Source organism: Ancylobacter sp. TW_SC_1, from assembly GCF_056836805.1.
The window spans coordinates 958848-981343 of record NZ_CM166365.1 but is presented as its reverse complement, the minus strand read 5'-3'; the positions used below and the strand labels follow the sequence as shown (position 1 = coordinate 981343).

The window sequence follows — 22496 nt, the reverse complement described above, 5'->3', positions numbered from 1 at the left end:
TCGCCGACCTCAGAAGGATGTTGCGGAGGGTAAAAAAATGTGCATCAAATGCATGCAAAAATAATGCATAATATGCAAAAACAACCTTTCCATAAATGTCAGAGTCTTCTGAAGGGGTCGGCCTATGTCCATCGTGTCAGACGTTAACGGGAGCGGAAAAAGCTCCATGCGGGAAGTCGAGGGTCTGCACAGGACCATCGATTGGAAGGGGGCATTCTGGATCGCCAGCGGTGTTCCCGCCCTGGTCTTGATATCAATCGGTGGCATGGGCGCCACCGCTGGAAAATTGGCATTCCTGGTCTGGGCGATATCGGTGCTCATGGGCCTGAGCCAAGCCTACAGCTATGCCGAGATCGGCGGCTTGTTCGCTAATAAGTCGGGCGGCGCGGCCGTCTATGGCGCGGCGGCGTGGCTGCGCTACAGCAAGCTCACCGCTCCGCTCTCAGTGTGGTGCAATTGGTTTGCCTGGTCGCCCGTGCTCTCCCTCGGTTGCGCTATCGCGGCCGGATATATCCTGAATGCCATCGCGCCAATTCCGGTGTTCACCGCGGAATCCGCAGAAGTGGGCGCCTGGCTCAAAATGGCGTCTCATGCCGCCGCCATTGATGGCAAGAGTTTGGAGGACGCGACAAAGATCGCCATCGCCGCGCTGGCCGAGGCCGGCACACCGGCCCTGCGTTCTTTCAAGCTGGTCAGCTTCTCCTTGTTCGGAATGGCCAATATCGAGATTGGCGCCACCTTCTTCATCGGCGCAATCTTGATGCTGGTCGCCTTCGCCATCCAACATCGTGGCATTCTCGGCACGGCGCGAGTGCAGATGTGGATTGGCCTGTTGGTGGTCATTCCCATGCTGATTGTGGGTATCGTTCCCTTCCTCAACGGCAGCGTCCATTACGATAATTACGTTCCGCTCCTACCCCCCACGGGGGAGTGGAATAATGGTGGCTGGACCCAATTCTTCGGCGCGCTCTTCATTGCGGGCTGGTCCACCTACGCGTTCGAAACCGCCGTCTGCTACACCCGCGAGTTCAAAAATCCGGCAAGCGACACCAAGACGTCCATCATCAGCGCGGGGCTGCTGTGCGTGGTGCTCTACACATTGGTGGCCGCGACCTTTCAAGGCTATCTCGGACTTGAGGGTATGACCCAGCCGGGCATCGTGGACGGTACCGGTGTCGCCGCCGCAATGGGCGAAATGGTCGGCGGTGGCTCCGCAATTATTACGCATCTGCTCGAAATGATGATGATCCTGGCGCTGATCTTGGCCATCATGATGGCCATGGCCGGTTCTTCACGTACCCTCTATCAAGGTGGCGTCGATGGCTGGCTGCCCAACTACCTCGCTCACACCAATAAAAATGGCGCGCCCACCAGAGCCTTGTGGACGGACCTCGTCTTCAACCTGGGTTTGCTCACGTTCGCAGCCTCGGATGCGAGCGCATATTACTTAATTCTGTCCATCTCCAACGTCGGCTATATGCTATTCATTTTTCTGAACCTACAAGCTACCTGGATCCATCGCATCGACAGTCCGAAGATTCCGCGCCCATACCGCGCGCCGAACTGGCTGGTGGCGTTCAACGCGGTGCTGGGCTTCGTGAATCTGCTTTTCATGGGGGCAGGCGCCAAAGTGTGGGGCAATCCCAATGCGCTTTGGTACGGGCTTGTTTTTGCACTCCTCATCATTCCCGTCTTCCTTTACCGGCATTATGTCCAGGACAAGGGACGCTTCCCCGACCATATGTTGCTGGATCTTGATCTGAAGGGACAGGACTTGGGTGAACGGCGGGCCGGCATTCTGCCGTATCTCACGCTCGCTCTGGGCGCTGGAGTGATCCTATTCGGTCACTACTACTTCCAGCTTCCGCCCGCATGAGTATCGGTTCCGCGCGGCACCCCCGCGCGGTCGTCCGCCGCACCGACAAGGAGCCCGGTTTCAAGGTGTTGCCAAGGCGGTGGGACCTCGGGTCGCTGCAGTGCCCGCGTAAGCTGCCCCGACCACCCAGCGGCACTTGTTGATAGGCCGAGTCCACCGCAAGTTCAATGCGATTGAAACCACGGCGGCAACTTGAAGGATGCATCGCCGAATGGTTCCGGCGCGATGAGCGCGGGCGGGTCGTCCGGACCCCGAAGCTGGTAAAACAGATGGGGCAGGCCCAGGGATGGGTCGCGCGTCAGGTCCGGATAAGGCATGGCAGCCTGCCAATCGGGATGATAGCGGATGGTGCCCGACACACCGCGATAGGGCATAGACAGCAAAATCGCAGCGATCCGCCGGTTCCGTTCATGTGCGCCGGGACCGGCAGTGCCGCCAGCGACAGCTGCGGCAATGGCATAATGGTGGAGCGCATTATAGGTCTGGCAACCGATCTCAGGCGTCGAACCCTGCCCGAAGCGTTCCTTGTAGCGCCTGAAAAAGTTCCACCCCATCTCGTCGCGCAACAGGCCAATGACAGTTCCGACGATCACACCGCGCCCCTTTTCGGCGACGAGTTCGGAAAATGTGCGGTGCAGGGCGCCATATTGCAGATAGAGCAGCGCCGGTATCGGTTCGTTCATGAACTGAATTTGGAAACGGGCGAGATCGCCCGAATGAAAATGCGTCATGGCGAGGACTGCAGGCTCCTCGCTCCGGATTTCCTCCAACAGGGGACGCCAATCGGCCGGTAGACGCCGCAGGATTCTCGGACGGGAGACCGGGCTCCAGCCGAACTCTTCTGCGACCTGCATCATCGCGTTGGCGATGACGATGCTGTAAGGCTTCGGCCCGGAGACAATGGCTATGCGGTTGTTCGAGGGCTTCCACTGCCCACTGCCGCGCAGCCAAGAAAGAAATTTGATGAAGCCTTGACCATACCAGTATTCGGCCGGATCAGCCATGAAACAGCCGAAGTAACGCTGAGGGGCGCTCATGACGGTGTCGTGGTGCTGCAGCAGTGTGTTGTGATGAATGTAGATGATCCCAGCGTCCGCGATGGGCTCGTATTCCGAATTCTGCGCGCCGATGTTGTAGCCGGCGAAAATGGCATGCACACCCTTGGAGATCAGATGGCGCGCCGCTCGCACGGTCTCCGCGGCGGTCTGGTTGCCCGTGTCGATCAGGATCGGGCTGAGACTGCGCCCGAGTATGCCCCCACGGCCGTTTATTTCCTCGCACGCGAGCATGATCCCGTTGCTGAACTCCCGACCATCGCTCGCGGCGGTGCCGGTCAGCGGTACCATGCCGCCGATGGGGATTGTGGTGTCCGTCATGGCGGCGCGTTACTCACGAAAGTTCCGGCACGAGTTCTGGCTCGAAAAGAATATTGTGCATGATGACTCGAAGGCTTGGCGGGCTGACGGGCTTGATCAACACCGGGAACCCCTGATTGCGGATCGAGTCGATCAGTTCCGGCCCAGTGTCCGCCGTAATGACGATCGCGGGGCATGGGAGTTCGAGAAGGTCGTTGATCTGATGAACGACGTCTGTTCCCAGCACACCGCCCCGCAGGCGAAGATCCGTGATGATGATGTCCGGCGGGCTGGGCAGCCCCGCGATTGAGGCCGTTATGTCGTTGAAGGCATCGAGAATATGGGTTCCTATGCCCCACCGCTTCAGGAGCGCCGTCAGCGCATTCCGCAAGTGAATGTCATCTTCGATGACGACACAATTCAGACCGGTAAATTCTCCGCCGATCCGCTCGCTGATTTCCGCCTCGCCAACCGAGGAATGCCAGACGTCTCCGAGCAGCACATCGAGGGCGAAGACTGCCCCCTTGCCGAGCCTGGACCGGAGCGTGATACGGTGCCCGAGAACCTCTGCGAGGCGGCGGGAAATGTTCAGGCCGAGCCCGAGATTGTGGCGGGCGGTCTGCCGCTCCGGCACCCGGAAGAACTCCTCGAAGATGGCCTCCTGGTGTTCGGGAGCAATGCCGCGGCCGGTGTCATGCACCTCGATCCGCAGGAATCTACCGTGCCGCCGGCATCCCACAAGAATGCGCCCCACATCCGTATAGTTGATGGCATTGCCGACGAAATTGGACAGGATGCGCTCGAGTAGGGCCCTGTCGCTCTGGACGGCAGCGCGAGACGGCAGGATGCGCAGGTCGAGACCCTTCTCCCGCGCCAACTGGCTGAACTGGATGCGCAGCCGCTCCAGTACGGTGGAAAGCTGAAAAGTCTGGATGCGCGGGACAACCTTGCCGGCGTCGAGCTGCCCGATATTGAGCAGCGCGCCGAGCAGGTCCTCCATGATCGAAACGGAGACATCCATGGCGTGGAGAGCTTCGGCGCGCTCCCTTTCCGATTCTGCAGCCATGCAGGAATAGATCAGCAGCTTCAGGGATGCGAGCGGCTGGCGCAGGTCGTGGTTAGCGGCACGCAGGAAACGTGACTTGCTCTGATCCGCCGCCGCCGCCTTGTCGCGCGCCCGCTCGAGGGCCTGTTGCGATTGCCAAGCTTCGGAAATATCACTGAACAGGGTCACCACGCCGTCTTCCGGCATAGGCCAACTCTCTACCTTCAGGACCTGGCCATCTGTGAAAGTGAGAGTCCGGCCAGCGAGAGGCAAGCGGTTGGTGACCTCGGGCGGCTCTTGTGCGTGCACCAGCATCCCGGAGGAATTGAGTGCATCTAGAAAGTTCCGCTGGGACTGGCCATGCCACTGCTCCCTTGGTAACAAAAAGGCGAAACGGCGCAGAAAGGCCGGATTGGCGTCGACTATCTCACCATCGGAGCCCCACAGCGCGATCCCGAAGCCCAGGCTGGAGAAAGCGCATGCCCGCCGCGTCCCCTGATCCGCACTGGGGGCTTCCTGCCGCGCGCCGAGTTCATCCGAAGGGCTCATTTCGTCTCCAGCACCCTCTGCAGTTCGCTCGCCCGTTCCACCGCCAGCCGGATTACCGATTCGCGTGTCATAGTGCCGAGCTTCTTCATGGCGTTACCGAGATGCACGCGCACAGTCTGCCGGCTGATTTCCAGCGCGTTGGCTATGTTGTGAAGGGCTTCGCCACGACCGAGCGCGACGAGGACTTCGGTCTCGCGTCGCGTGAGGTGCTGGAAGGCGTCAACACCCGGTCGCGCGTCGGAAGACGAAGGCATAGGGGCGGTGGAAGGGTTCTCCCGTCCCGGGACGACATGCGCGCGCGTGAGAATGTCGCGAGGAAAACTCACCTCTCCCGCCAGTACCCGCCCGAGCGCCTGCTTGATCTGCACCGCGCCAGAGGATTTCGGGATATAGCCCACGACGCCATGGCGGATCGCCTCGAGCACATGCTCGGGATCCTCGTGGACCGAGACGATGACCACGGGGACGGACGGGAAGCGGCTGCGCAGTTCCTGCAGGCCTTCGAACTCCTTCGTGTCCGGCAAGACCAGGTCGATCAGCACCAGGCCGATCGACGGGTTCCGGGCCAGCGCCGCCAGCGCCTCGTCCAGATTGGAAGCCTCCTCGATCTCACCGTCGCAGAGTCCGCGCGCGACATGCTTGAGGGACTCCCGGACCACCCAGTGATCGTCGGTGATCAGAATGGAGATGGCCTGGCTCGGGTCGTTGGGTTCGATTTTCATCGAAGCGGACTTGTTCATAAATGATCTGGCACTCTTCGATATCCCGAATGAGTGCCCTCCCTTGTTGCATCCGAAGCAGGGGCAGCGCGCGGCATCTGCCACAGCCTTCGCACGGCGCCTTCCGCTCCAAGCATGGCAGTTAACGGCTCCTTCGCCACTTCTAGCAGGAATGCCCGATTCATCGCCAGCCTTCCGAGATAAATTTTCCGCATTTGCCTCTTTATTGATCATAGACATACCAGTCTAGTCGCACTAGCTCTTGAATTGGTTGTTAATAATATAAAACCCGTAGATTGCCGGATAAAAATCATTGACGCTTATAGGATGAATTGCCTAGTCTGAATCTATCGGATTGCGAACATAAATAGACATATCGATAATATCGATCTAGATGACCGGGCGCGGGACGCCTGGCTGGAGGGGATTCATGACGAAGAAGCGGAGTATCGGTTCGCCGGCGTCGCCGATGGCCCTTTCGGCCGTCTCGCGGCGCGATGCCTTGAAGATCGCCCTCGCCGGCGCCTCGGCGGTCGGCCTTGGCGCTCCAGCTCTGTCCACCGGCCTGCCAGACAAAATCCTGGTGGGGGTCCCATCCTCGCTCTCGACGCCTTACGGCGTGGCCGACGATACCGACCACCTGAACGGCACCAAGCTTGCGGTCGAGCAGATCAATGCCGCTGGCGGCGTGCAGGGTCGCGAAATCGAGCTGTTCGTCCCCGACGTCGACAAGCTCTCGCCGGAGAGCTGCCGGCAGGCCATCGCCGCCTGCATCGACAAGAAGGTGATGGCGATCTCCAACTCCTTCCTTTTCGCGCCCATTCCTGCGCTGGACGAATCCGCGAAGTACAAGTGTCCCTATCTGAACGGCAATGCGCAGCGCCTGCCCACGGAAGCGTACCGGGCTGACCCGGTCAAATACAGTCACGTTCTGCAGACCTGTCCGGCCGAGGTGAATTACGGCTGGACCTATCCGCTCTGGCTCACCACCATGGAGCGTTCCGGCGTCTGGAAGCCGAAGAACCGTAAGATCCACGTCGTCGCGGAGCAGGTCGGCTACAACCAGACCATCCTGAGGGCGATGCGCGAGGCCATTCCGAAATACGATTTCGAACTCGCCGAAGTGACCGACATCCAGTATCCGGTCAATGACTGGAGCCCGGTGATCCGCCGCCTGAAGGAAGTCGATGCTGGCGCGATCATGATCGACCACTGGGTTGCCGCCGAATACGCGGCCTTCTGCAAGCAATTCCGCGCCGACCCTGTTCCGAATTCACTCGTCTACCTCCAATATGGTCCGTCGCAGCCCGAATTCCTGGAACTTGGTGGGCGTTCCACGGAAGGCTTCTGCTGGGCGACAACGCTGGGCGTCTATGGCGACGCGCGCGGGCAAGCGTTCCGCAAGGCGTACATGGCGCGGTATTCAGAGTTCGAGGGCAATATGGGCCTCGTCTATACCGGCAACGGCTATGACATCGTCCAGTACCTCAAGCTCGCCTGGGAGGCGACCGGCAAGCCGGAGGATTTCGCCGCCAACGTCGCCTGGATTCGAAACAATCCCTATCGCGGCGTCTGCGGCCTGATGGACATGCGTAATGACCTTCAGGAGGCGTTGCACTTCCCTGACAATGGGTTCGGGAATCAGGCCACTGAACTCGAGAAGGGCATGTCGCAGCTCTTCGTTCAGGTTCAGGACGGCGCCCACAAGGTTGTCTGGCCCAATCAGATCGCCGAATCCTCTCTCCGCCGCGCCCCGTGGTGGATCTGACGATGGAGTCCGCGCGCCACGCGCCGATCTTCGCGGCGGAGCACCTCTCGCTCGACCTTGGCGGGCGAGAGGTGTTACGCAATATCGGCCTCGAGCTGCAACCCGGGGAAGTGCTGGGCATCATCGGGCCGAACGGGGCGGGCAAGACGAGCCTACTCGAGATCCTCTCGGGCCGATACCGGCCGAAGACCGGGCGCGTGATCTATGGTGGGCGAGACATCTCCGGCCTGCCGCTCTTCGAGCGCGCCCGCCTGGGTATCGGGCGGACCTACCAAACCCCGATCGTCTGCGAGGATCTGACCGTCGGCGAGACGTTCAAGGCGGCCCGGCAGGCCTACAGGCCCTATCTGACCCGTTTCGACGCCGAATACGGCTCCGATCTCGTCCATTTTCGCACCTCCCACGACAAACCGAACACGCAGCTCAAGACCTTCGAGCGGCGCAAGCTTCTTCTGGCAAACATCCTGATGCGGCGGCCGAAGGTGCTTCTGATGGATGAGCCTGCTGCTGGCCTGATCAATGCCGAGATCGACGAAATCGACCAGATACTCCGCATGCTCTCGAAAGAAATGGAAGTAGCGGTGCTGATCGTCGAACACCGCATGGAGCTTCTCGCCTCCATCGCCGACCGGGTGATCGTTATGGATGCCGGCGAGATCATCGCCGAGGGCAAGCTCGCCGACATCATCGACAGCCCGGCCGTGCGCGCTGCCTATTTTGAAGCGCACTGAGGGTGCCGAGGGAACGCCATGAAAGATGTCCTCAACATAAGCGGCCTCTCCGCCGGATACGGCCCGCTCCGGGTCATCCACGATCTCGACCTCGTCATTCGACCTGGCGAGCGGCTCGGAATCGTCGGCCTCAACGGCCACGGAAAGACGACGCTTATCTATGCCATCGCCGGCCTGACCGGCTGGCAGCGCGGCTCGATCGAGCTGAATGGCGTGCAGATCGGACGCACGCGCAGCCAGGGGCCGGGGCGTTATACGCACCAGATCGTTCGCAGGGGGCTAGCCCTGATGCCGCAGGGCGATGAGATCTTCACCGGTCTCACGGTCGAGGAACATCTCGATTCCGGGGCGTTTACCTCTGAGGCGTGGCGTGACCGCAAGGCCCGCAAAGAAAGAATTCTCGATCTCTTTGAGCCCCTGCGCAAGCTAACCAAGACCCCAGTCGGACGCCTGTCGGGCGGGGAGCGGCGTATGGTCTCGATCGGGCGCGGGCTCATGACGGACGCCAAGCTATACCTGGTCGACGAGCCCTCACTCGGTCTGGCTCCGAAGATCGGCCAGAGAGTTATGGAGGCGCTCTTCTCCATCGACCTCAAGGACAGTGCCATGTTCATCGCCGAGCAGAACGTCGCCCTGCTCGAAGGGCGGGTCGATCGCTGCATCGGCATGCATGCCGGAAAACTGAAGGGCGAGGCATCGACCGCGCTCGGGCTTGGCTGAACGGTACCTCACAATGGAAATCAGCTTCATCTTGATGAATGCAGTAACGATCGCGGCCATCTACGGGCTTATCGCGGTCGCCGTCTCGATCACCTGGTCAAGCCTCGGTCTTATCAATCTTGGCTACGGCTTCGTCTTTTCCTTTGCGGGCTACTGCGCCTGGCTGGCGGCCCAGCATATCTCCGAGTTTCCGCCTGTCATCGCGGCCGCTGGCATACTCGGCGGAACGCTCTGCGGGATCCTGATCTGCCTGGCTGTCTTCATTCCGCTCCATGACAAGCCGAATTTCACCTCGCGCGGCTTGATCGGGACTCTGGCGATCAGCCTCATCGGCTCGCAGGCGCTCCTGATGCAATTCGGCCCACGCGCGAAATCCCTGCCGGAGCTGTTCGGCACGTGGCAAATATCCATCGGCGCGACCATCCTGACGTCAGACAAGATCGGCATCGTCATCTGCTCACTCCTCATGCTCGCTTTCGTCGTCGCCTGGATGAAAGGCAGCCGTCGCGGGCTTGAGATCCGGGCGATGATGATGAACCCGCACGCGGCTTCCATCGTAGGTATTGGAATACGGTCAACCGGCATCTATGTGATGGCGTTGACCGGCGCCATGGCCGGGCTGGCGTCGGTGCTTCTGTCGCAGACCTATTACATCGCCCCCTTCAGCGGTCTGACGCCTCTCATTAAGGGCGTGTCCATCGCGCTGTGCGGGGGGCTCGGCTCGGTGCAGGGCGCGGTGATCGCGGCCTTCATCCTCGGCGCCACCGAAGCCACGACCTCCCGCTATCTCGGCGGTCAGTATGTGCTCATCACCCAGTTCCTGGTCATCATCATGATCCTGATCGTCCGGCCACGTGGCATATCCGGACTGCTCGACAAGGCCCGCGAACAATGACGGAACCCCAAGCCCTGCCCCCTATCGTCTGGCGCAATCCCCTGGCCCCCTGGGGCGCTGAAACCACGGAGCTGACCTCGGTCCAGCCTCCCGATGCTGGCGATGTCTGGGAGGCAAACATCCGCTTCAAGGCGAAAACCTACAAGGTCGGCCGACTGAAGCACTATGTCATCTGGCCCAATCACGGGCAGAAACTGTGGACCCGCTGGCGCTGGTGGCCGACGCGCCGGACGCTGCTCAACATTCGCGGAGTCTACAACCGAAAGACGCTCGCGGCCGAGAAGGAGATCCTCGATCGACGGCCGATCTACTGGGCGCTGTCCCTGCTGTTGCTCGCTCTGGGACCCCTGCTCTTCCCGGCGTCGATGTACAATACAATGCTGTCGGCGGGCACGATCTTCGGCGTCTTCGCCGCCATCAATGTCTGCTGGACGCTGATCATCGGCTCGGCGAGTATCTTCTCGCTGGCGACCTATGCCGTGGTCGGCGTCTCGGCCTTCGTTACCACCTACATGTCTATACAGCTGGGGTTGCCCTGGTACACGCTGCCAGTGATAGGCGGCGCGCTCGGCCTTGTCATGGGCGGCGTCATCGCCTTTCCCGCACTCCGGCTCGATGGCTTCTATTACGCTCTGCTGACGCTTGGGTTGAACGAACTCTGCCGGGTCTTCTTCACCACGTCGAAACAGTTCGGTTCCGCCTCCGGCGGCCTGTACGGCGCTGACACGTTCCTGCCGAAAGGCTGGTCCCCGGAGGCCCAGTCGCTTCTTTCCTATTACAGTGCCTTCCTGCTGCTGATTGCCGCGCTGTTCCTCTTCCGCTTCATAAACGGCAAGCGCCTTGGCCGCGTCCTGCGCATGGCGCCGGAAAAGCGCGAGGCGTTTGCGGCAGCCTGCGGCGTCGACTACCGCCGAGCGCGCATGACAATCTTCGTCCTGACCTCGGCAGCGCTTGGGTTCATTGGCGGATTCTACGCCGCGCTCTACGGCGGCACCGCTTTTTCGATCTTCAGCTTCGACACGGTGCTGCTCGGGTTGGCGATGGTGACGATCGGCGGCATCGGCAAGGCGGAGGGGGCCATACTCGGCACGCTCGTCGTGATCTTCCTCGACAAGGTTCTGATTGGGCTCGGTCCGATGCGCATGTTCCTGATCGGTATGATCATGCTTGCTGTCGTGCTCTTCCTGAACAACGGCTATTTCGGCATCAAGAAGCAGTTCAACGCCTGGCGCGACAAGAAGCGCGGCGAGTGGCGCTCCATGCGCGCCGAGAAGGGCGGTGAGGCGCTGCCCGAGGAGGCGACCGAACAGGACAACAAGGACGTTCTGTACTTCAAGCGCTTCGACAAGATGCAGCGGGATTACGTGAAGACTCTCATTTGCCCCGAGATCGTCGAGGAGCATCGCCGGCAGCCGCTGGGCCAGCACAGCGCCGCTCTGGAACGACTTCTCATGTACTTCCGGCGGGCGCCGATGGACGACAAGTACGCCCTGCATCGCAATGCAGTGAGTGGCCGCTATAAGATCATTGCCTTTTCTGGCGAGCGAGGTGTCTCGCCCCGGGTGGTCGAAGACCGGGAATATGATTCCATAGGCGAGGGGTACCACGCGATCTTCGTGCGCCGCATCCATGACGTCATGGAGAGCTGATCGTGAGAAAGTCCAGCGTGGAGCAAGACGACGTCGAAAAAGAGATCGCCTCGCCGCGTGATGGTGGGAGACGAATCCGGGCTTATTTCGATGCAAAAACGAGAGAGTACCTGCGCACCGTCATCAACGACGCGCTTATAGAGGAGCATCGCCGCCGACCGAACGCGCAGCACCGCAGCGAACCTCTCGGGCGCCTGCTATTCTACTTCAAAAACCTGCCCATCGAGGAGCAGTACGCGTTGCGGCTGACGCCCGAGGGCCGATACCGGATCACCAATCTCCCGCGGCCGGGCCAGCGCGCTGTCGACCTCGACGGCGCCGACTATACTAGTACATCGGCAGGTTTCCACGGAATTTTCCTGCGGAAGATCAGCGACCTTATGGAAAAGAGCGATGGCTGAGACCAAGATATTCGGATACGCGGATCAGTTTTCAGTAAAGCAGGGAGAGTGTATCCGGTTCTATGTGAACTGCGATGGAGCCAGCACGGCCGAAGCCCAGCTTGTTCGGTTGATCCATGGCGACGATAACCGGGAGGACGGCCCCGGCTATATCGAGCAGGAGATCGAGCACCCGGTCAACGGATCGTGGGCCGTGAAAAAGCAGTTCACGCAGCTGGGCAATTTCCTGGCGGTTCAGGATCCCGACCGCCGGCTGAAGCTCGACGGCTCCCTCTCCATGGCTGCGTTCATCTGGCCGTCCATGCCCAAGAAGGGCATGCGGCAGACCATCATGGGGCGCTGGGATACCCTGACCAACGAAGGCTTCGGCTTCGGCATCACGCCGGACGGCTACCTGCAATTCTGGGTCGGCGACGGCAAGGAGGTCGACTACATCACCGCCGAGATGCCGCTCATTCGCCATGCTTGGTATCTTGTCGGCGTAAGCTATGACGCGCAAACGGGCGAGGCGACGCTCTACCAGGAGAGCGCGCTCAATCGTTACAATTCACTGGTCGGTCCCACCGTCCCCTACGACTATGCTTCCCACGTCCGGACGCGGCTTCGATTCCGACAGCATAACCGGGACGACATTCCGTTCCTGATCGGCGGTGCTCGGGACCGCCACGTGCTGCGCGGGGACTTCGTCTCGGATCTCTATGCGGGCAAGATCGATCGCCCCTTCGTCGCCGGCCGCTTCTTGTCGCGCCAGGAATTCGATAGCGTGAAAGCCGGGCAGCTTCCGCCGAGAGACGGCCTCGTCGCTTACTGGGACACCGCTGCCGGCTATACCGAGCATGGCATCGGCCACGAGGTGGTGGAAAGCGGCCCCTTCAGGCTGAAGACGCGCGGCGTCAACCATCCCGTGCGCGGCATGACCGGCTGGAACTGGAACGGCAAGAACGATTGCTTCCGCCTCGCGCCGCAGGAATTCGGCGGCATCGAGTTCCATCCGGATGCGATCACGGATTGCGCTTGGGCGGCGACCCGCAGCATGGAGATCCCGGTCGAACTGAAGAGTGGCGCCTACGCCATCCGTCTCCGCGTGGGGCCGGGCAAGGGCATCGCCGAGGAATACATCGTCTTCATCGTCCGCCCCGCGAAGCCAACCGCGAAGCTGTGCTTCCTCGTGCCGTTGGCCAGTTATCTAGCTTACGGAAATGAAACCCTCGCCTTCGACGCGCAGATCGTGCAGCCGATGACCGGCCAGCCGCCCATCATCTCCGATGTCGAGATCGAGACCTACGAGCACCGTGAATACGGGCTTTCCACCTACAATAGTTTTGAGGATGGCGCGGGCGTCTGCTTCAGTTCCTTCAAGCGTCCGCTCATTAACATGCGGCCCAAGTTTCGCAATTCGTGGATGGGCGTTCCGTGGCAATTCCCCGCCGATCTTTCGATCGTCGCCTGGCTGGAGCATTTCGAATATGAGTGCGATTTCATCTCCGATTTGGACCTGCATCGTGAAGGCGTCGACGCTATCGCTCCGTATAAATGTGTGATGACGGGCACCCATCCCGAATACGTGTCGGAGCGGATGCTTGATGCTCAGGAGGACTTCGTCGCGCAGGGCGGGCGCCTGATCTACATGGGCGGAAACGGCTATTATTGGTGTGTAAATTTCGACCCGGAAGAGAACGCGGTCATGGAGGTGCGCAAACTCGACAGCGGTATGCGCGCCTGGGCTGCCAAGGCCGGCGAGCACTATCTGCAGACCACCGGTGAGAAGAGCGGACTCTGGCGCAATCGTGGACGTGCGCCGCAGAAGCTCGTCGGCGTGGGCATGATCGCCGAGGGCTTCGAGACCTGCGCGCCGTTCCGCCGCATGCCCGATTCCTGGCACCGTACGGTTTCTTGGATCACGCAGGGTGTTGAGGGTGATCTGATTGGCGATCAAGGCTTGGCTTACGGAGGCGCCGCAGGCATTGAAGTCGATCGCTACGATCTGTCGCTCGGAACGCCGCCGCACACGAAGATTATCGCCTCGTCGGGTGGCCACACGGACAATTACGTTCTGGCTACGGAGGAGATTCTCTATGCTTATGCCGGTATGGTTGGGACCCTTGACTATCGCATTCGCGCTGACATGATTTTCTATACGAGTTCGAACAACGGTGCCGTCTTCAGTTCCGGATCGATTGCATTCGGGCAAGCGCTGCCGTCGAAGGGCTATGAAGGCACGGCCTCCAAGGTGCTTCGAAACGTGGTCGACGCTTTCGTCAAGGATGGTGCTTTGCCCGGCCAGCGCTGGACATTGGAGGAGAAGCAGTGGCGTTGACGTAGCATCGGGTGGCGACTACGCTTTTCAGCTGATCGTCAGCGACCCGACGCCCGCCGTTCTTGGGCAGGAACTGCCGGCGCTGATCCGCCGCGGGCATACGAGCATCAAAGTCTACATGACCTAGCACTACTTTGGCAGTTTACGCCTGAAGCGCGCCCTGCAGTGTGGACATCTGAGTGTCTCGGGCTTGAAGATCTGATCGAGGATGGCCTGGCGGATCGCCGGCAGGCTGGGCTGCGGCGGGGGGCCGGAGGTCCTTTTTCCCCCCGCTCGCCTGACGCAGGCGGCGGTTCTGCAGGAAGGCGTAGGCGATCATCGTCATCAAGGCGTGCCTGTGCAGGCCGCCCCAGGATCGGCCCTCGAAGTGGTCGAGCCCAAGTTCCTCCTTCAGCTGCTGATGCGCCTGCTCGCAGGCCCACCGCGCCTTCACCGCGCCCGCCAGGCGCTTGAGAGGCGTATCGGCGGGAAGGTTGGAGAGATAGTATTTCCGCTCGCCAGTGGACCGGTGCTCGCCAATGAGCCAGGCGTCTTCCCCCGGCAGATGCTGCTGTCCCATGGCGCCGATCCTCTGGGGCGGCCCATCGGCCACCCGGATCCGCACCGCGGCAAAGCGGGCCTTGAGCGGGCCCTTGGTCCCCCGCCTCCAGCTCAGCGTGCGCCAGGGGGCGCTCGCCAGCGTCTTCTCCGCCGAAAGCGAGGTCACGTCGGGCACGGGGTTCTTGCGCGGCCTGCCGCGCGCCGCCGCTGGGAAGGTCAGGGCCACGCCGGCGGGATAGACCTTCTTGCGCCCGCCCACACCCACCGCCCAGGTGAGGCCACGCGCACTCAGGCCCTGGCGGAACGGGGCGCTCAGACCATAGCCGGCATCGGCCAGCACGCAGCCGAAGCGCACGCCCGCCGCCCGGATGCGGTCGATCTCTTCCAGAGCGATCTCGGGCTTGGTCCTGTAGGACCGATTGGCATCCGGCACACGCGCCCGGATCATGCGGTCAGGGTCGCTTGTCCAGCTCTCCGGCAGAAACAGGCGCAGGCCCACCATGGCCGGAACCTCGTCGCGTGCCAGCGTGATGGAGACGAGCGTCTGGCAGTTGGCGTTCTTGCCGAGCGTAGTCGCGTATTGCGGGGCGACGCCCACCGAATGCTTGCCCTTCTTGGGCAGCGCCGTGTCATCGATGATCAAGAAAGCGGACGGGCCGCCCACTATGCGATCGGCCTCCTTCAGCAGAACATCCGCCAGTGGCGCCTGATCCCAGGTCCCGGCTGCCACGAAGTGATGCAACTGGTCGTACCCGACGCCGCATTCACGCGCTGCCATGGGCTGGATGCTTTTGCGATCTCCCGGACCGATCAGCCCCGCCACATACAAGGGACACAGCCGCGCCCGGACCTTATGACCCAGAGCGCTGAGGAACGGCGCCAGCCATTCTTCCAGATCCGCTTTCCAGCTTTCGTTCATGGTCGGCACTCCATAAGCCGACCGCCCATGAATCACGCAAACCGCCCCAGGGGAATCCCAGCGGGGATCCAAATATCAAAAATATGCCAAAGTAGTGCTATGAGGCGATGCTGCTCAGCGACTGGCAAATTCTCGACGTATTCGAGATCGCGCGGCAGGAGAAGGCGATCATGCTCATCCATGCTGGAAATCACGAGATCATCGGCTGGCTCGCGGACCGGCTGGAACGGTCGGGGCGCACGAGGCCGGTCGCCCACGCCCAGTCCCGTCCGCTGCCGGTGGAGCGGGAAGCGACGCACAGAGCCGTGACGCTGGCGGAGATCGCTGGCGTTCCCCTCGTCATCGTCCATGTCAGCGGCGGAGATCGGCTCGAGGAAATCCGCCGCGCCCGGGCGCGCGGTCACACCGTTCTGGCCGAGACCTGTCCGCAATATCTCCTGTTGACCGAGCAGGACCTCGATCAGCCGGACATGCTGGGAGCGAAGGCGATGTGCAGCCCTCCGCCGCGTGACACCACGGCGCAGGCCGCGCTGTGGCGCGGCATCGAAGACGGAACCATCGACATCGTCAACTCAGACCACGCGCCCTATTGCTTCGATGGGAGGGGAAGCTGAAGGCCGGGCCCAATCCCTCCTTCGCCGCTTCGTAGAGGCAGCGGGCGCTCCTCCCGGCGAATGGCTCACTTCCGAGCGCTTGGAAGCCGCAAAAACCTTGCTCCGGGAGGGCGATGGAAGCCTGGATGACGTGGCGACCGCAGTCGGGCTGGGCAGCGCCTACGGGCTCCGTCACCACTTTCGCCAGAGGCAGGGAATCAGTCCATCGGACACCGCGCGCGCTTCATGGCCGAGCAACCGGTCTGAGCCAAGGCCTGGGACCGACGCCACGCGCTAGCAATAACCCGGAGTGCCGCAGGTGACGTCGTGCGGCTATCGGCGGTGATTGGATCGCCATCGACCGGGCACTTGCCACCCGGCCGAACGATGTCTGGGCGATGGATTTCGTCCACGACCAGCTAGCCACAGGTCGCAAGATCCGGGTGCTGACGGTGGTCGACACCTTCTCGCGCTTCTCGCCGACGGTCGATCCCCGCTTCGCCTACCGGGCCGAGAACGTCGTCGCCACGCTCGAAAGGGTCTGCGCGAAACTGGGCTATCCTAAGACGATCCGGGTCGATCAGGGCTCCGAGTTCGTCAGCCGCGATCTCGATCTGTGGGCCTATGCCAAGGGCGTCACGCTCGACTTCTCGCGGCCAGGCAAGCCCACCGACAATGCCTTCATCGAGGCGTTCAACGGCCGCTTCCGCAGTGAGTGCCTGAACACGCACTGGTTCCTGACGCTTGCGGATGCGGCCGAAAAGATGGAGGCTTGGCTCAGATACTACAACGAGGATCGGCCGCACGGGGCCATCGGCCACAAGCCCCCGATCTCGCTACAGAACCCCGGCGGCGTAACCAGCCCACCGCCGTGAAGAAGGCCGGAAACTCCAGCTTCCGGCGATCCAGAAAATGGTCTCGGATCAACCAACCCTCGGGCTCTCTCCTAAGCCGGAGGAGAAAAGGGTCTCAGGCGGAACAAATCGCGATAGGGTTCGCTGCACTGATGAATGGACTGGTAATGCAGGAGAGCGTTAGCTGCCCGGCACCAATTGCTGCGACCCTCACCATGTTCCTGCGAGCCGTCATCGCCGGATCGAAGACATCCGATGATTGCCCCTGAGGTTGGTGCATAATCTGCGGCATGCAAACTTGGCGTCGCGTCTGGCGAAAGCTTCTACACCTAAAAAACTGCCGATTAACGCCTAATAAATCTAAGAAGAAGGAATTTTCTATGCGCTATATCCGCGGAAACTATGAAGCTTTCGTCCGCCCCCGTAAACCCGAGGGTGCGGACAAGAAGACGGCGTGGTTCGTCGGCTCTGGTCTCGCCGGACTTGCTGGCGCAGCTTTCCTCATCCGGGATGGTGGTGTTGCGGGTGAGCGCATCAACATACTCGAGGAGTTGAAAATACCGGGTGGAGCTCTCGACGGTCTTGATGTGCCCGAAAAGGGGTTCGTCATCCGCGGCGGGCGCGAGATGGAGGAACATTTCGAGTGCCTCTGGGACCTCTATCGTTCGATCCCGTCACTGGAGATCGAAGACGCGAGCGTCCTCGATGAATTCTATCGGCTCGACAAGGACGATCCGAACTTTTCGCTGCAGCGCGTGACGCAGAACCGCGGGCAGGACGTGCCGGACAAGGCCCTGCTGACGCTGAACGACAAGGCACAGAAGAACCTGCTCTCCGTCTTTCTCGCGACGCGGGAGGAGATGGAAAATAAGCGCATCAACGAAGTTTTTAGCGAAGATTTTCTCAAGAGCAATTTCTGGCTTTACTGGCGGACCATGTTTGCCTTTGAGGAGTGGCATTCCGCACTGGAAATGAAACTCTATCTCCACCGCTTTATCCATCATATCGGAAGCCTTTCGGACTTTTCGTCCCTCAAGTTCAATCGCTACAACCAGTATGAATCGATGGTCCTGCCGCTGGTGAAGTGGTTGCAGGGTCATGGTGTCCAGTTCCGCTACGGCGTCGAGGTCACCGATGTCGATTTCGAGATCCAGGCCGACCGCAAACAGGCGACACGAATTCGCTGGATCGAGAACGGCGTAGAAGGCGGTGTAGATCTCGGCCCCGACGATCTCGTCTTCATCACCATCGGTTCGCTGACCGAGAATTCGGACAATGGCGATCATCACACCCCAGCCAAGCTGAAGGAGGGGCCGGCGCCGGCCTGGGATCTATGGCGCCGTATCGCGGCCAAGAACCCCGCCTTTGGGCGCCCCGATACGTTCGGCGCGCACATCCCAGAAACCAAATGGGCGTCGGCGACGATCACCACGCTGGACGAGCGCATTCCGGAGTATATCCGCAAGATCGCCAAGCGCGATCCGTTCCGCGGCAAGGTGGTGACGGCTGGCATCGTCACGGTGAAGGATTCGAGTTGGTTGTTGAGCTGGACCGTAAGCCGGCAACCGCACTTCAAAAAGCAGCCGAAGGACCAGATTGTGGGCTGGCTCTACGCGCTCTTTGTGGACAGGCCAGGCGACTATGTGAAGAAGCCGATGCAGGACTGCACCGGCGAGGAAATCACCCGGGAATGGCTTTATCATATGGGAGTGCCAACCGAGGACATTACCGAACTCGCCGCGACGGGAGCCCGAACGGTTCCAGTAATGATGCCCTATATCACCGCCTTCTTCATGCCGCGCCAAGCTGGCGACCGGCCGGATGTGGTCCCTGAGGGTGCGGTCAACTTCGCCTTCATCGGCCAGTTCTCCGAGTCGAAGCAGCGCGACTGCATCTTCACAACGGAATATTCCGTCCGCACGCCGATGGAGGCGGTCTACACACTGCTTAATGTCGAGCGTGGCGTGCCCGAGGTGTTCAATTCGACCTATGACATCCGCACGCTGCTTGCCGCGATCGAACCGCTGAGAGACGGGAAGGGGATCGGAATTCCCGGGCCAGCCTTCCTGCGCAAACTGTTGATGAAGAAGCTCGAAGGGACTGAGATCGCCGAACTTCTCAAAGAGTTTAACCTGATCGCGGAATAACGGACGGTCAACGAGCTTGCTTGCGCTGTGGAAGGTGAAGATGGCCGACAACGATCGGAGGCGAACCCTACGCTGGAGCCGCCGACGAGCATGGACATCATCAGCATGGGATGGAAGGCGAGACGCCTTCCATCCAGCGCGGGCGAGGCCAGATCTACAGCATATGGCGGTCGATCATGCCACGCCGGCGCGCATGCCAATTATGTCGATGCTACATCTTCTGCTCGACCGGCCGCAAAGTGCAGCCTTCCGTCCGTGGCGGAGCGGGGGCGATTCGAACTCGTAAGGTCATGGGGGGCACGGTCGCCGCTCCGCTCTGAAAGCGTGAGCCTAAATGGCACAGGTCGCCCCGAAGGGCGGCCTGTATGGTCTTAAATCGCCACGACGAGCGATTCGTGCTGGAAGTGGTTGCGGGGGCAGACTTCAAATCTCCACTGTTATTAAGTGTCTGTCTCGGTCAAAACCAGCCCGGCCATGAGGGAGGAAGGGAGCCGGGCGTGAAGCGAAGCGGCCTCGCCGCCCGACCGCTCGGCAAGTGGCCGCTCGTCATGTGACCGCTCGACAGGTGAATGAGCCTGAGCCCCGGCATGCGCATCCGCGTGCGCAGCGCCCGCCAGCCCGAAGCACAGCGCCCGCACCCCGCCGCTCATCCCCTCGTCGAGGAAGGGTGCGCCCAGTCCCTCGGGCAGCACGGCGCGGGCATCGGCCAGCACGCGGGTACGCAGCTCCGGGAAGGCATCGAGCAGCGCCGCCACGAACATGTCGCCGGCGACGCCGCCCACCGCGTCGAGATGGATGCGTCTCACGCCGCCGGATGTCACGCCGCCGGATGTCACGCCGCCGCCTGCCGCTGCCGGAAGACGGGAATCACATAGGGCCCCTCGGGCACGATGGCGAGCGCGGCGTCGCCGGAGCGCGCCAGGCTCTGCGCGATCGCCTCGTCGAGCGAGGGCACGATCTCCACCGCCGTGATGCGGCGCTCCTCCTGCGTGAGGCCGGTGGTGTAGAGCTGGATGCGCCCGACCCGCATGGGCTTGAGCTGCATCTCGGTCTGCCACTCGTCGACATCGGCCAGCGTCTTGGCGGTCAGCGTGGCGAGAAACCGCTCCGGGCCGAGCTCGACGAGGCGCGCCTGCGCGGCGCGGAATTCCTCGCTGCCGAAGCCCTCCGAGCATTCCGAGGCGATGATCAGCGTGCCGCCGGGTTCGAGGATGTCGAGCGGTGTCACCATGCCCTTCACCGTCTGGTAGTAGGTCTTGTCGAGCGGATAGCCGGCCGAGGAGGTCACCACCGTGTGGAAGCGGCGCGGCACCTCGATGACGGTGGCCTCCTCGACGAAGTCGACGGCGGCGAGATGGCTGGCGATGATCTCGCCGAAGGACACGAAGACGAGGTCGCGCTCTTCGTCCAGCACGGTGTTCAGCGCGTAGATCTCGCCGACCTTGCGCACGATCTCCAATTGCTCCTCGTGCAGCGGGTTGCCGACGAGGTTGCACTGCACCGCGAGCGGGTCCTCCATGAAGCGGGCGGAATGGAAGGTGCGGATGGTCTGGTGGCCGGCGACGCCCGGCGCCACCACCTTTCGCCCGCCCGACCAGCCGGCCATGAAATGCGGCTCCACCAGCCCGGTGGCGATGCGCAGATCGGCCTCGACGAAGCGCCGGTCGATATGGACCGGCGTGCCGCGCGTCGGCGTCGGCCCGAGATCGACATGGGCCTCCTCGTCGCGGGCGAAGTGATTCACCACGCGCACCGTCTCCAGCACCCACGGATCGCCGATCAGCTCGGCGAGCTCCTCGCCCTCGTTCGGGCGGTGCAGCCCCGTCGCCACCAGCACGGTGATGGCCTCGGCCGGGATGCCGCCTTTGATCATGGTCTCGATCATCGGGCGCAGGAAAAGCCGGTTCGGCACCGGCCGGGTGATGTCGCAGACGAGGATGCAGGCGCTCGCGCGCCCCTTCACCAGCTCGCCGAGCGGCGGCGAGCCGACCGGATGCTCGAAGGCGCGGCGGATGCCGGCGACATTGTCGGCCAGCTTCGGCAGCTCGGCCTTGCGCAGCACGGTCGGCTTCGCCCCCGGCGGAAGGGTGAGCGGCAGGGTGCCGCGACCGAAGGCGAGTTCGAGGGCCGTATCGAGCATGGTCGATCCTTGACTAGGGGTCCCGGACACGAGGACGCGGCCGCGATGCCGGGTGGGACCGGGCCATGATAGCCCGGCGCCGCCGGCTCATAAACCGGCCGCATCGGCAGGCCAAGTCACAGGATCAACCCGCCGGGCCGATCCTCCGGGCCGATCCTCCGGACCGTGCGCCGGCGGCGGGCCTAGACCACCGTCACCGACGGTTCGCCTTCGCCGGCATGCCCGATGATCGCCGCCTTGCCGAAGCCCGCCGCGCGGATCGTGGCCAGAACGCGGGCGGCGGCTTCCGGCGCCACCGCGACCAGCAGGCCGCCCGCGGTCTGCGGGTCGGTGAGCAGATGGCGGCGCCAGTCTGGGAAATCCGCCGGCAGCCGCACGCCCTCGCCATAGCTCGCCCAGTTGCGGTGCGAGGCGCCGGTAATGAAGCCGGCCTGCGCCAGCGCGCCGGCCTCGTCGAGCAGCGGCAGCGCGCCCGCCTCGATCTGCAGCGCCACGCCCGCGCCGCGCGCCACTTCCAGCCCGTGGCCGAGAATGCCGAAGCCGGTGACGTCGGTCACGGCGTGCACGTCGGGCATCCGGCCGAGCTCCGTGCCGACGCGGTTCAGCGTCGTCATCGCGCCGATCATCTCGGCATAGGCGGCGGGCGAGAGCGCCTCCTTCTTGAAGGCGGCGGAATAGATGCCGACGCCGAGCGGCTTGGTGAGGATCAGCGCGTCGCCCGGCCGGGTGGTGCTGTTCCTGCGGATATGCTCCGGGCGCGCCGTGCCGATGACGGCGAGGCCGTAGATCGGCTCGGGAGCGTCGATGGAATGCCCGCCCGCGACAGGGATGCCAGCCTCGCGGGCGATCGCCACGCCGCCTTTCAGGATCTCGCGCACCATGGCCGGCTCCAACTTGCCGAGCGGCATGCCGAGGATCGCCAGCGCCAGCAGCGGCTTGCCGCCCATGGCGTAGACGTCGGAGATGGCGTTGGTGGCGGCGATGCGGCCGAACTCGTAGGGGTCGTCCACCATCGGCATGAAGAAGTCGGTGGTGGCGATGAGGCAGGTCTCGTCGTCGAGCTGCCAGACCGCCGCGTCGTCGCCGGTCTCGGTGCCGACGAGCAGCCGCTCGAAGGGCGAGCCCGGCGGCTGCTCGCCCAGCAATTCGCGCAGCACGGACGGCGCGAGCTTGCAGCCGCAGCCGCCGCCATGGGCGAGGCTGGTGAGGCGGAAGGGGGCACCCTCCGTGGGCTTGTCGAGCATGGAATGGGTCCTCGATGATGATCTTCACTTCTCC

18 protein-coding genes and 1 pseudogene are annotated in these 22496 nt (G+C 62.4%); 12 read left to right on the top strand and 7 right to left on the bottom strand.

Annotated elements, in window-relative coordinates; all coding sequences use genetic code 11:
- The first annotated feature begins 166 nt into the window (after positions 1 to 166).
- Positions 167 to 1876 (top strand): trimethylamine N-oxide permease, encoded by a 1710-nt coding sequence (locus AC1PZ7_RS04560; RefSeq protein ID WP_482358325.1) that lies wholly within the window; start codon positions 167 to 169, stop codon positions 1874 to 1876.
- Between the two features lie 164 nt (positions 1877 to 2040).
- Here the strand turns inward: AC1PZ7_RS04560 and AC1PZ7_RS04555 are convergent, their stop codons facing one another.
- The 3 genes from AC1PZ7_RS04555 to AC1PZ7_RS04545 are packed head-to-tail and all read right to left on the bottom strand — an operon-like array spanning position 2041 to position 5565.
- Positions 2041 to 3252 carry an ABC transporter substrate-binding protein gene (locus AC1PZ7_RS04555; RefSeq protein ID WP_482358324.1) on the bottom strand — a complete coding sequence of 404 codons (1212 nt, stop codon included), beginning with the start codon at positions 3250 to 3252 and terminating at the stop codon, positions 2041 to 2043.
- A 13-nt stretch (positions 3253 to 3265) separates the two neighbouring features.
- Complete coding sequence (locus AC1PZ7_RS04550) at positions 3266 to 4825, bottom strand: sensor histidine kinase (protein ID WP_482358323.1); 1560 nt, start codon at positions 4823 to 4825, stop codon at positions 3266 to 3268.
- Entirely contained in the window at positions 4822 to 5565 is a 744-nt protein-coding gene (locus AC1PZ7_RS04545) for a response regulator (RefSeq protein WP_482358322.1), read from the bottom strand. The genes AC1PZ7_RS04550 and AC1PZ7_RS04545 overlap by 4 nt, the downstream gene beginning before the upstream one ends.
- A 409-nt stretch (positions 5566 to 5974) precedes the next feature.
- Here AC1PZ7_RS04545 and AC1PZ7_RS04540 point away from each other — a divergent pair, with 409 nt between their 5' ends.
- The 7 genes from AC1PZ7_RS04540 to AC1PZ7_RS04510 are packed head-to-tail and all read left to right on the top strand — an operon-like array spanning position 5975 to position 14025.
- Entirely contained in the window at positions 5975 to 7312 is a 1338-nt protein-coding gene (locus tag AC1PZ7_RS04540; protein ID WP_482358321.1) for an ABC transporter substrate-binding protein, read from the top strand.
- 2 nt (positions 7313 to 7314) lie between these two features.
- Positions 7315 to 8043 carry an ABC transporter ATP-binding protein gene (locus AC1PZ7_RS04535; protein ID WP_482358320.1) on the top strand — a complete coding sequence of 243 codons (729 nt, stop codon included), beginning with the start codon at positions 7315 to 7317 and terminating at the stop codon, positions 8041 to 8043.
- An 18-nt stretch (positions 8044 to 8061) separates the two neighbouring features.
- The gene (locus AC1PZ7_RS04530; RefSeq protein ID WP_482358319.1) at positions 8062 to 8763 is read left to right on the top strand and encodes an ABC transporter ATP-binding protein; all 702 of its coding nucleotides are present in this window, start codon (positions 8062 to 8064) and stop codon (positions 8761 to 8763) included.
- A gap of 13 nt (positions 8764 to 8776) precedes the next feature.
- Complete coding sequence (locus tag AC1PZ7_RS04525) at positions 8777 to 9658, top strand: branched-chain amino acid ABC transporter permease (protein WP_482358318.1); 882 nt, start codon at positions 8777 to 8779, stop codon at positions 9656 to 9658.
- Positions 9655 to 11307, top strand: coding sequence for a branched-chain amino acid ABC transporter permease (locus AC1PZ7_RS04520; RefSeq protein ID WP_482358317.1), 1653 nt, complete (start codon positions 9655 to 9657; stop codon positions 11305 to 11307). Before AC1PZ7_RS04525 ends, AC1PZ7_RS04520 begins: the two co-directional genes overlap by 4 nt.
- 2 nt (positions 11308 to 11309) lie before the next feature.
- Positions 11310 to 11708 (top strand): N,N-dimethylformamidase alpha subunit family protein, encoded by a 399-nt coding sequence (locus tag AC1PZ7_RS04515; protein WP_482358316.1) that lies wholly within the window; start codon positions 11310 to 11312, stop codon positions 11706 to 11708.
- Positions 11701 to 14025 carry a N,N-dimethylformamidase beta subunit family domain-containing protein gene (locus AC1PZ7_RS04510; protein ID WP_482358315.1) on the top strand — a complete coding sequence of 775 codons (2325 nt, stop codon included), beginning with the start codon at positions 11701 to 11703 and terminating at the stop codon, positions 14023 to 14025. Before AC1PZ7_RS04515 ends, AC1PZ7_RS04510 begins: the two co-directional genes overlap by 8 nt.
- Before the next feature lie 142 nt (positions 14026 to 14167).
- Here AC1PZ7_RS04510 and AC1PZ7_RS04505 read toward each other — a convergent pair whose 3' ends face one another.
- Positions 14168 to 15493 carry an IS701 family transposase gene (locus AC1PZ7_RS04505; RefSeq protein ID WP_482358314.1) on the bottom strand — a complete coding sequence of 442 codons (1326 nt, stop codon included), beginning with the start codon at positions 15491 to 15493 and terminating at the stop codon, positions 14168 to 14170.
- A gap of 98 nt (positions 15494 to 15591) precedes the next feature.
- On the opposite strand from AC1PZ7_RS04505, the gene AC1PZ7_RS04500 reads away from it, so the two are divergent.
- The 4 genes and pseudogenes from AC1PZ7_RS04500 (at position 15592) to AC1PZ7_RS04485 (ending at position 19078) form a co-directional block, all read left to right on the top strand.
- Complete coding sequence (locus AC1PZ7_RS04500) at positions 15592 to 16098, top strand: hypothetical protein (protein ID WP_482358313.1); 507 nt, start codon at positions 15592 to 15594, stop codon at positions 16096 to 16098.
- The gene (locus AC1PZ7_RS04495) at positions 16082 to 16375 is read left to right on the top strand and encodes a helix-turn-helix domain-containing protein (RefSeq protein WP_482358312.1); all 294 of its coding nucleotides are present in this window, start codon (positions 16082 to 16084) and stop codon (positions 16373 to 16375) included. Before AC1PZ7_RS04500 ends, AC1PZ7_RS04495 begins: the two co-directional genes overlap by 17 nt.
- Before the next feature lie 61 nt (positions 16376 to 16436).
- Positions 16437 to 16952 (top strand): annotated as a pseudogene (locus AC1PZ7_RS04490) (integrase core domain-containing protein); the annotation flags it as partial.
- 359 nt (positions 16953 to 17311) lie between these two features.
- Positions 17312 to 19078 (top strand): oleate hydratase, encoded by a 1767-nt coding sequence (locus AC1PZ7_RS04485; protein ID WP_482358311.1) that lies wholly within the window; start codon positions 17312 to 17314, stop codon positions 19076 to 19078.
- A 440-nt stretch (positions 19079 to 19518) separates the two neighbouring features.
- Here AC1PZ7_RS04485 and AC1PZ7_RS04480 read toward each other — a convergent pair whose 3' ends face one another.
- From AC1PZ7_RS04480 to selD, 3 genes are all read right to left on the bottom strand, one after another.
- Positions 19519 to 19884, bottom strand: coding sequence for a hypothetical protein (locus AC1PZ7_RS04480; protein ID WP_482358310.1), 366 nt, complete (start codon positions 19882 to 19884; stop codon positions 19519 to 19521).
- Between the two features lie 26 nt (positions 19885 to 19910).
- Entirely contained in the window at positions 19911 to 21218 is a 1308-nt protein-coding gene (locus tag AC1PZ7_RS04475; protein ID WP_482358309.1) for a nickel-dependent lactate racemase family protein, read from the bottom strand.
- A 182-nt stretch (positions 21219 to 21400) separates the two neighbouring features.
- Positions 21401 to 22462: a selenide, water dikinase SelD gene (gene selD, locus AC1PZ7_RS04470; protein WP_482358308.1), complete on the bottom strand. Its 1062-nt coding sequence runs from the start codon at positions 22460 to 22462 to the stop codon at positions 21401 to 21403.
- Between the last annotated feature and the right edge of the window lie 34 nt (positions 22463 to 22496).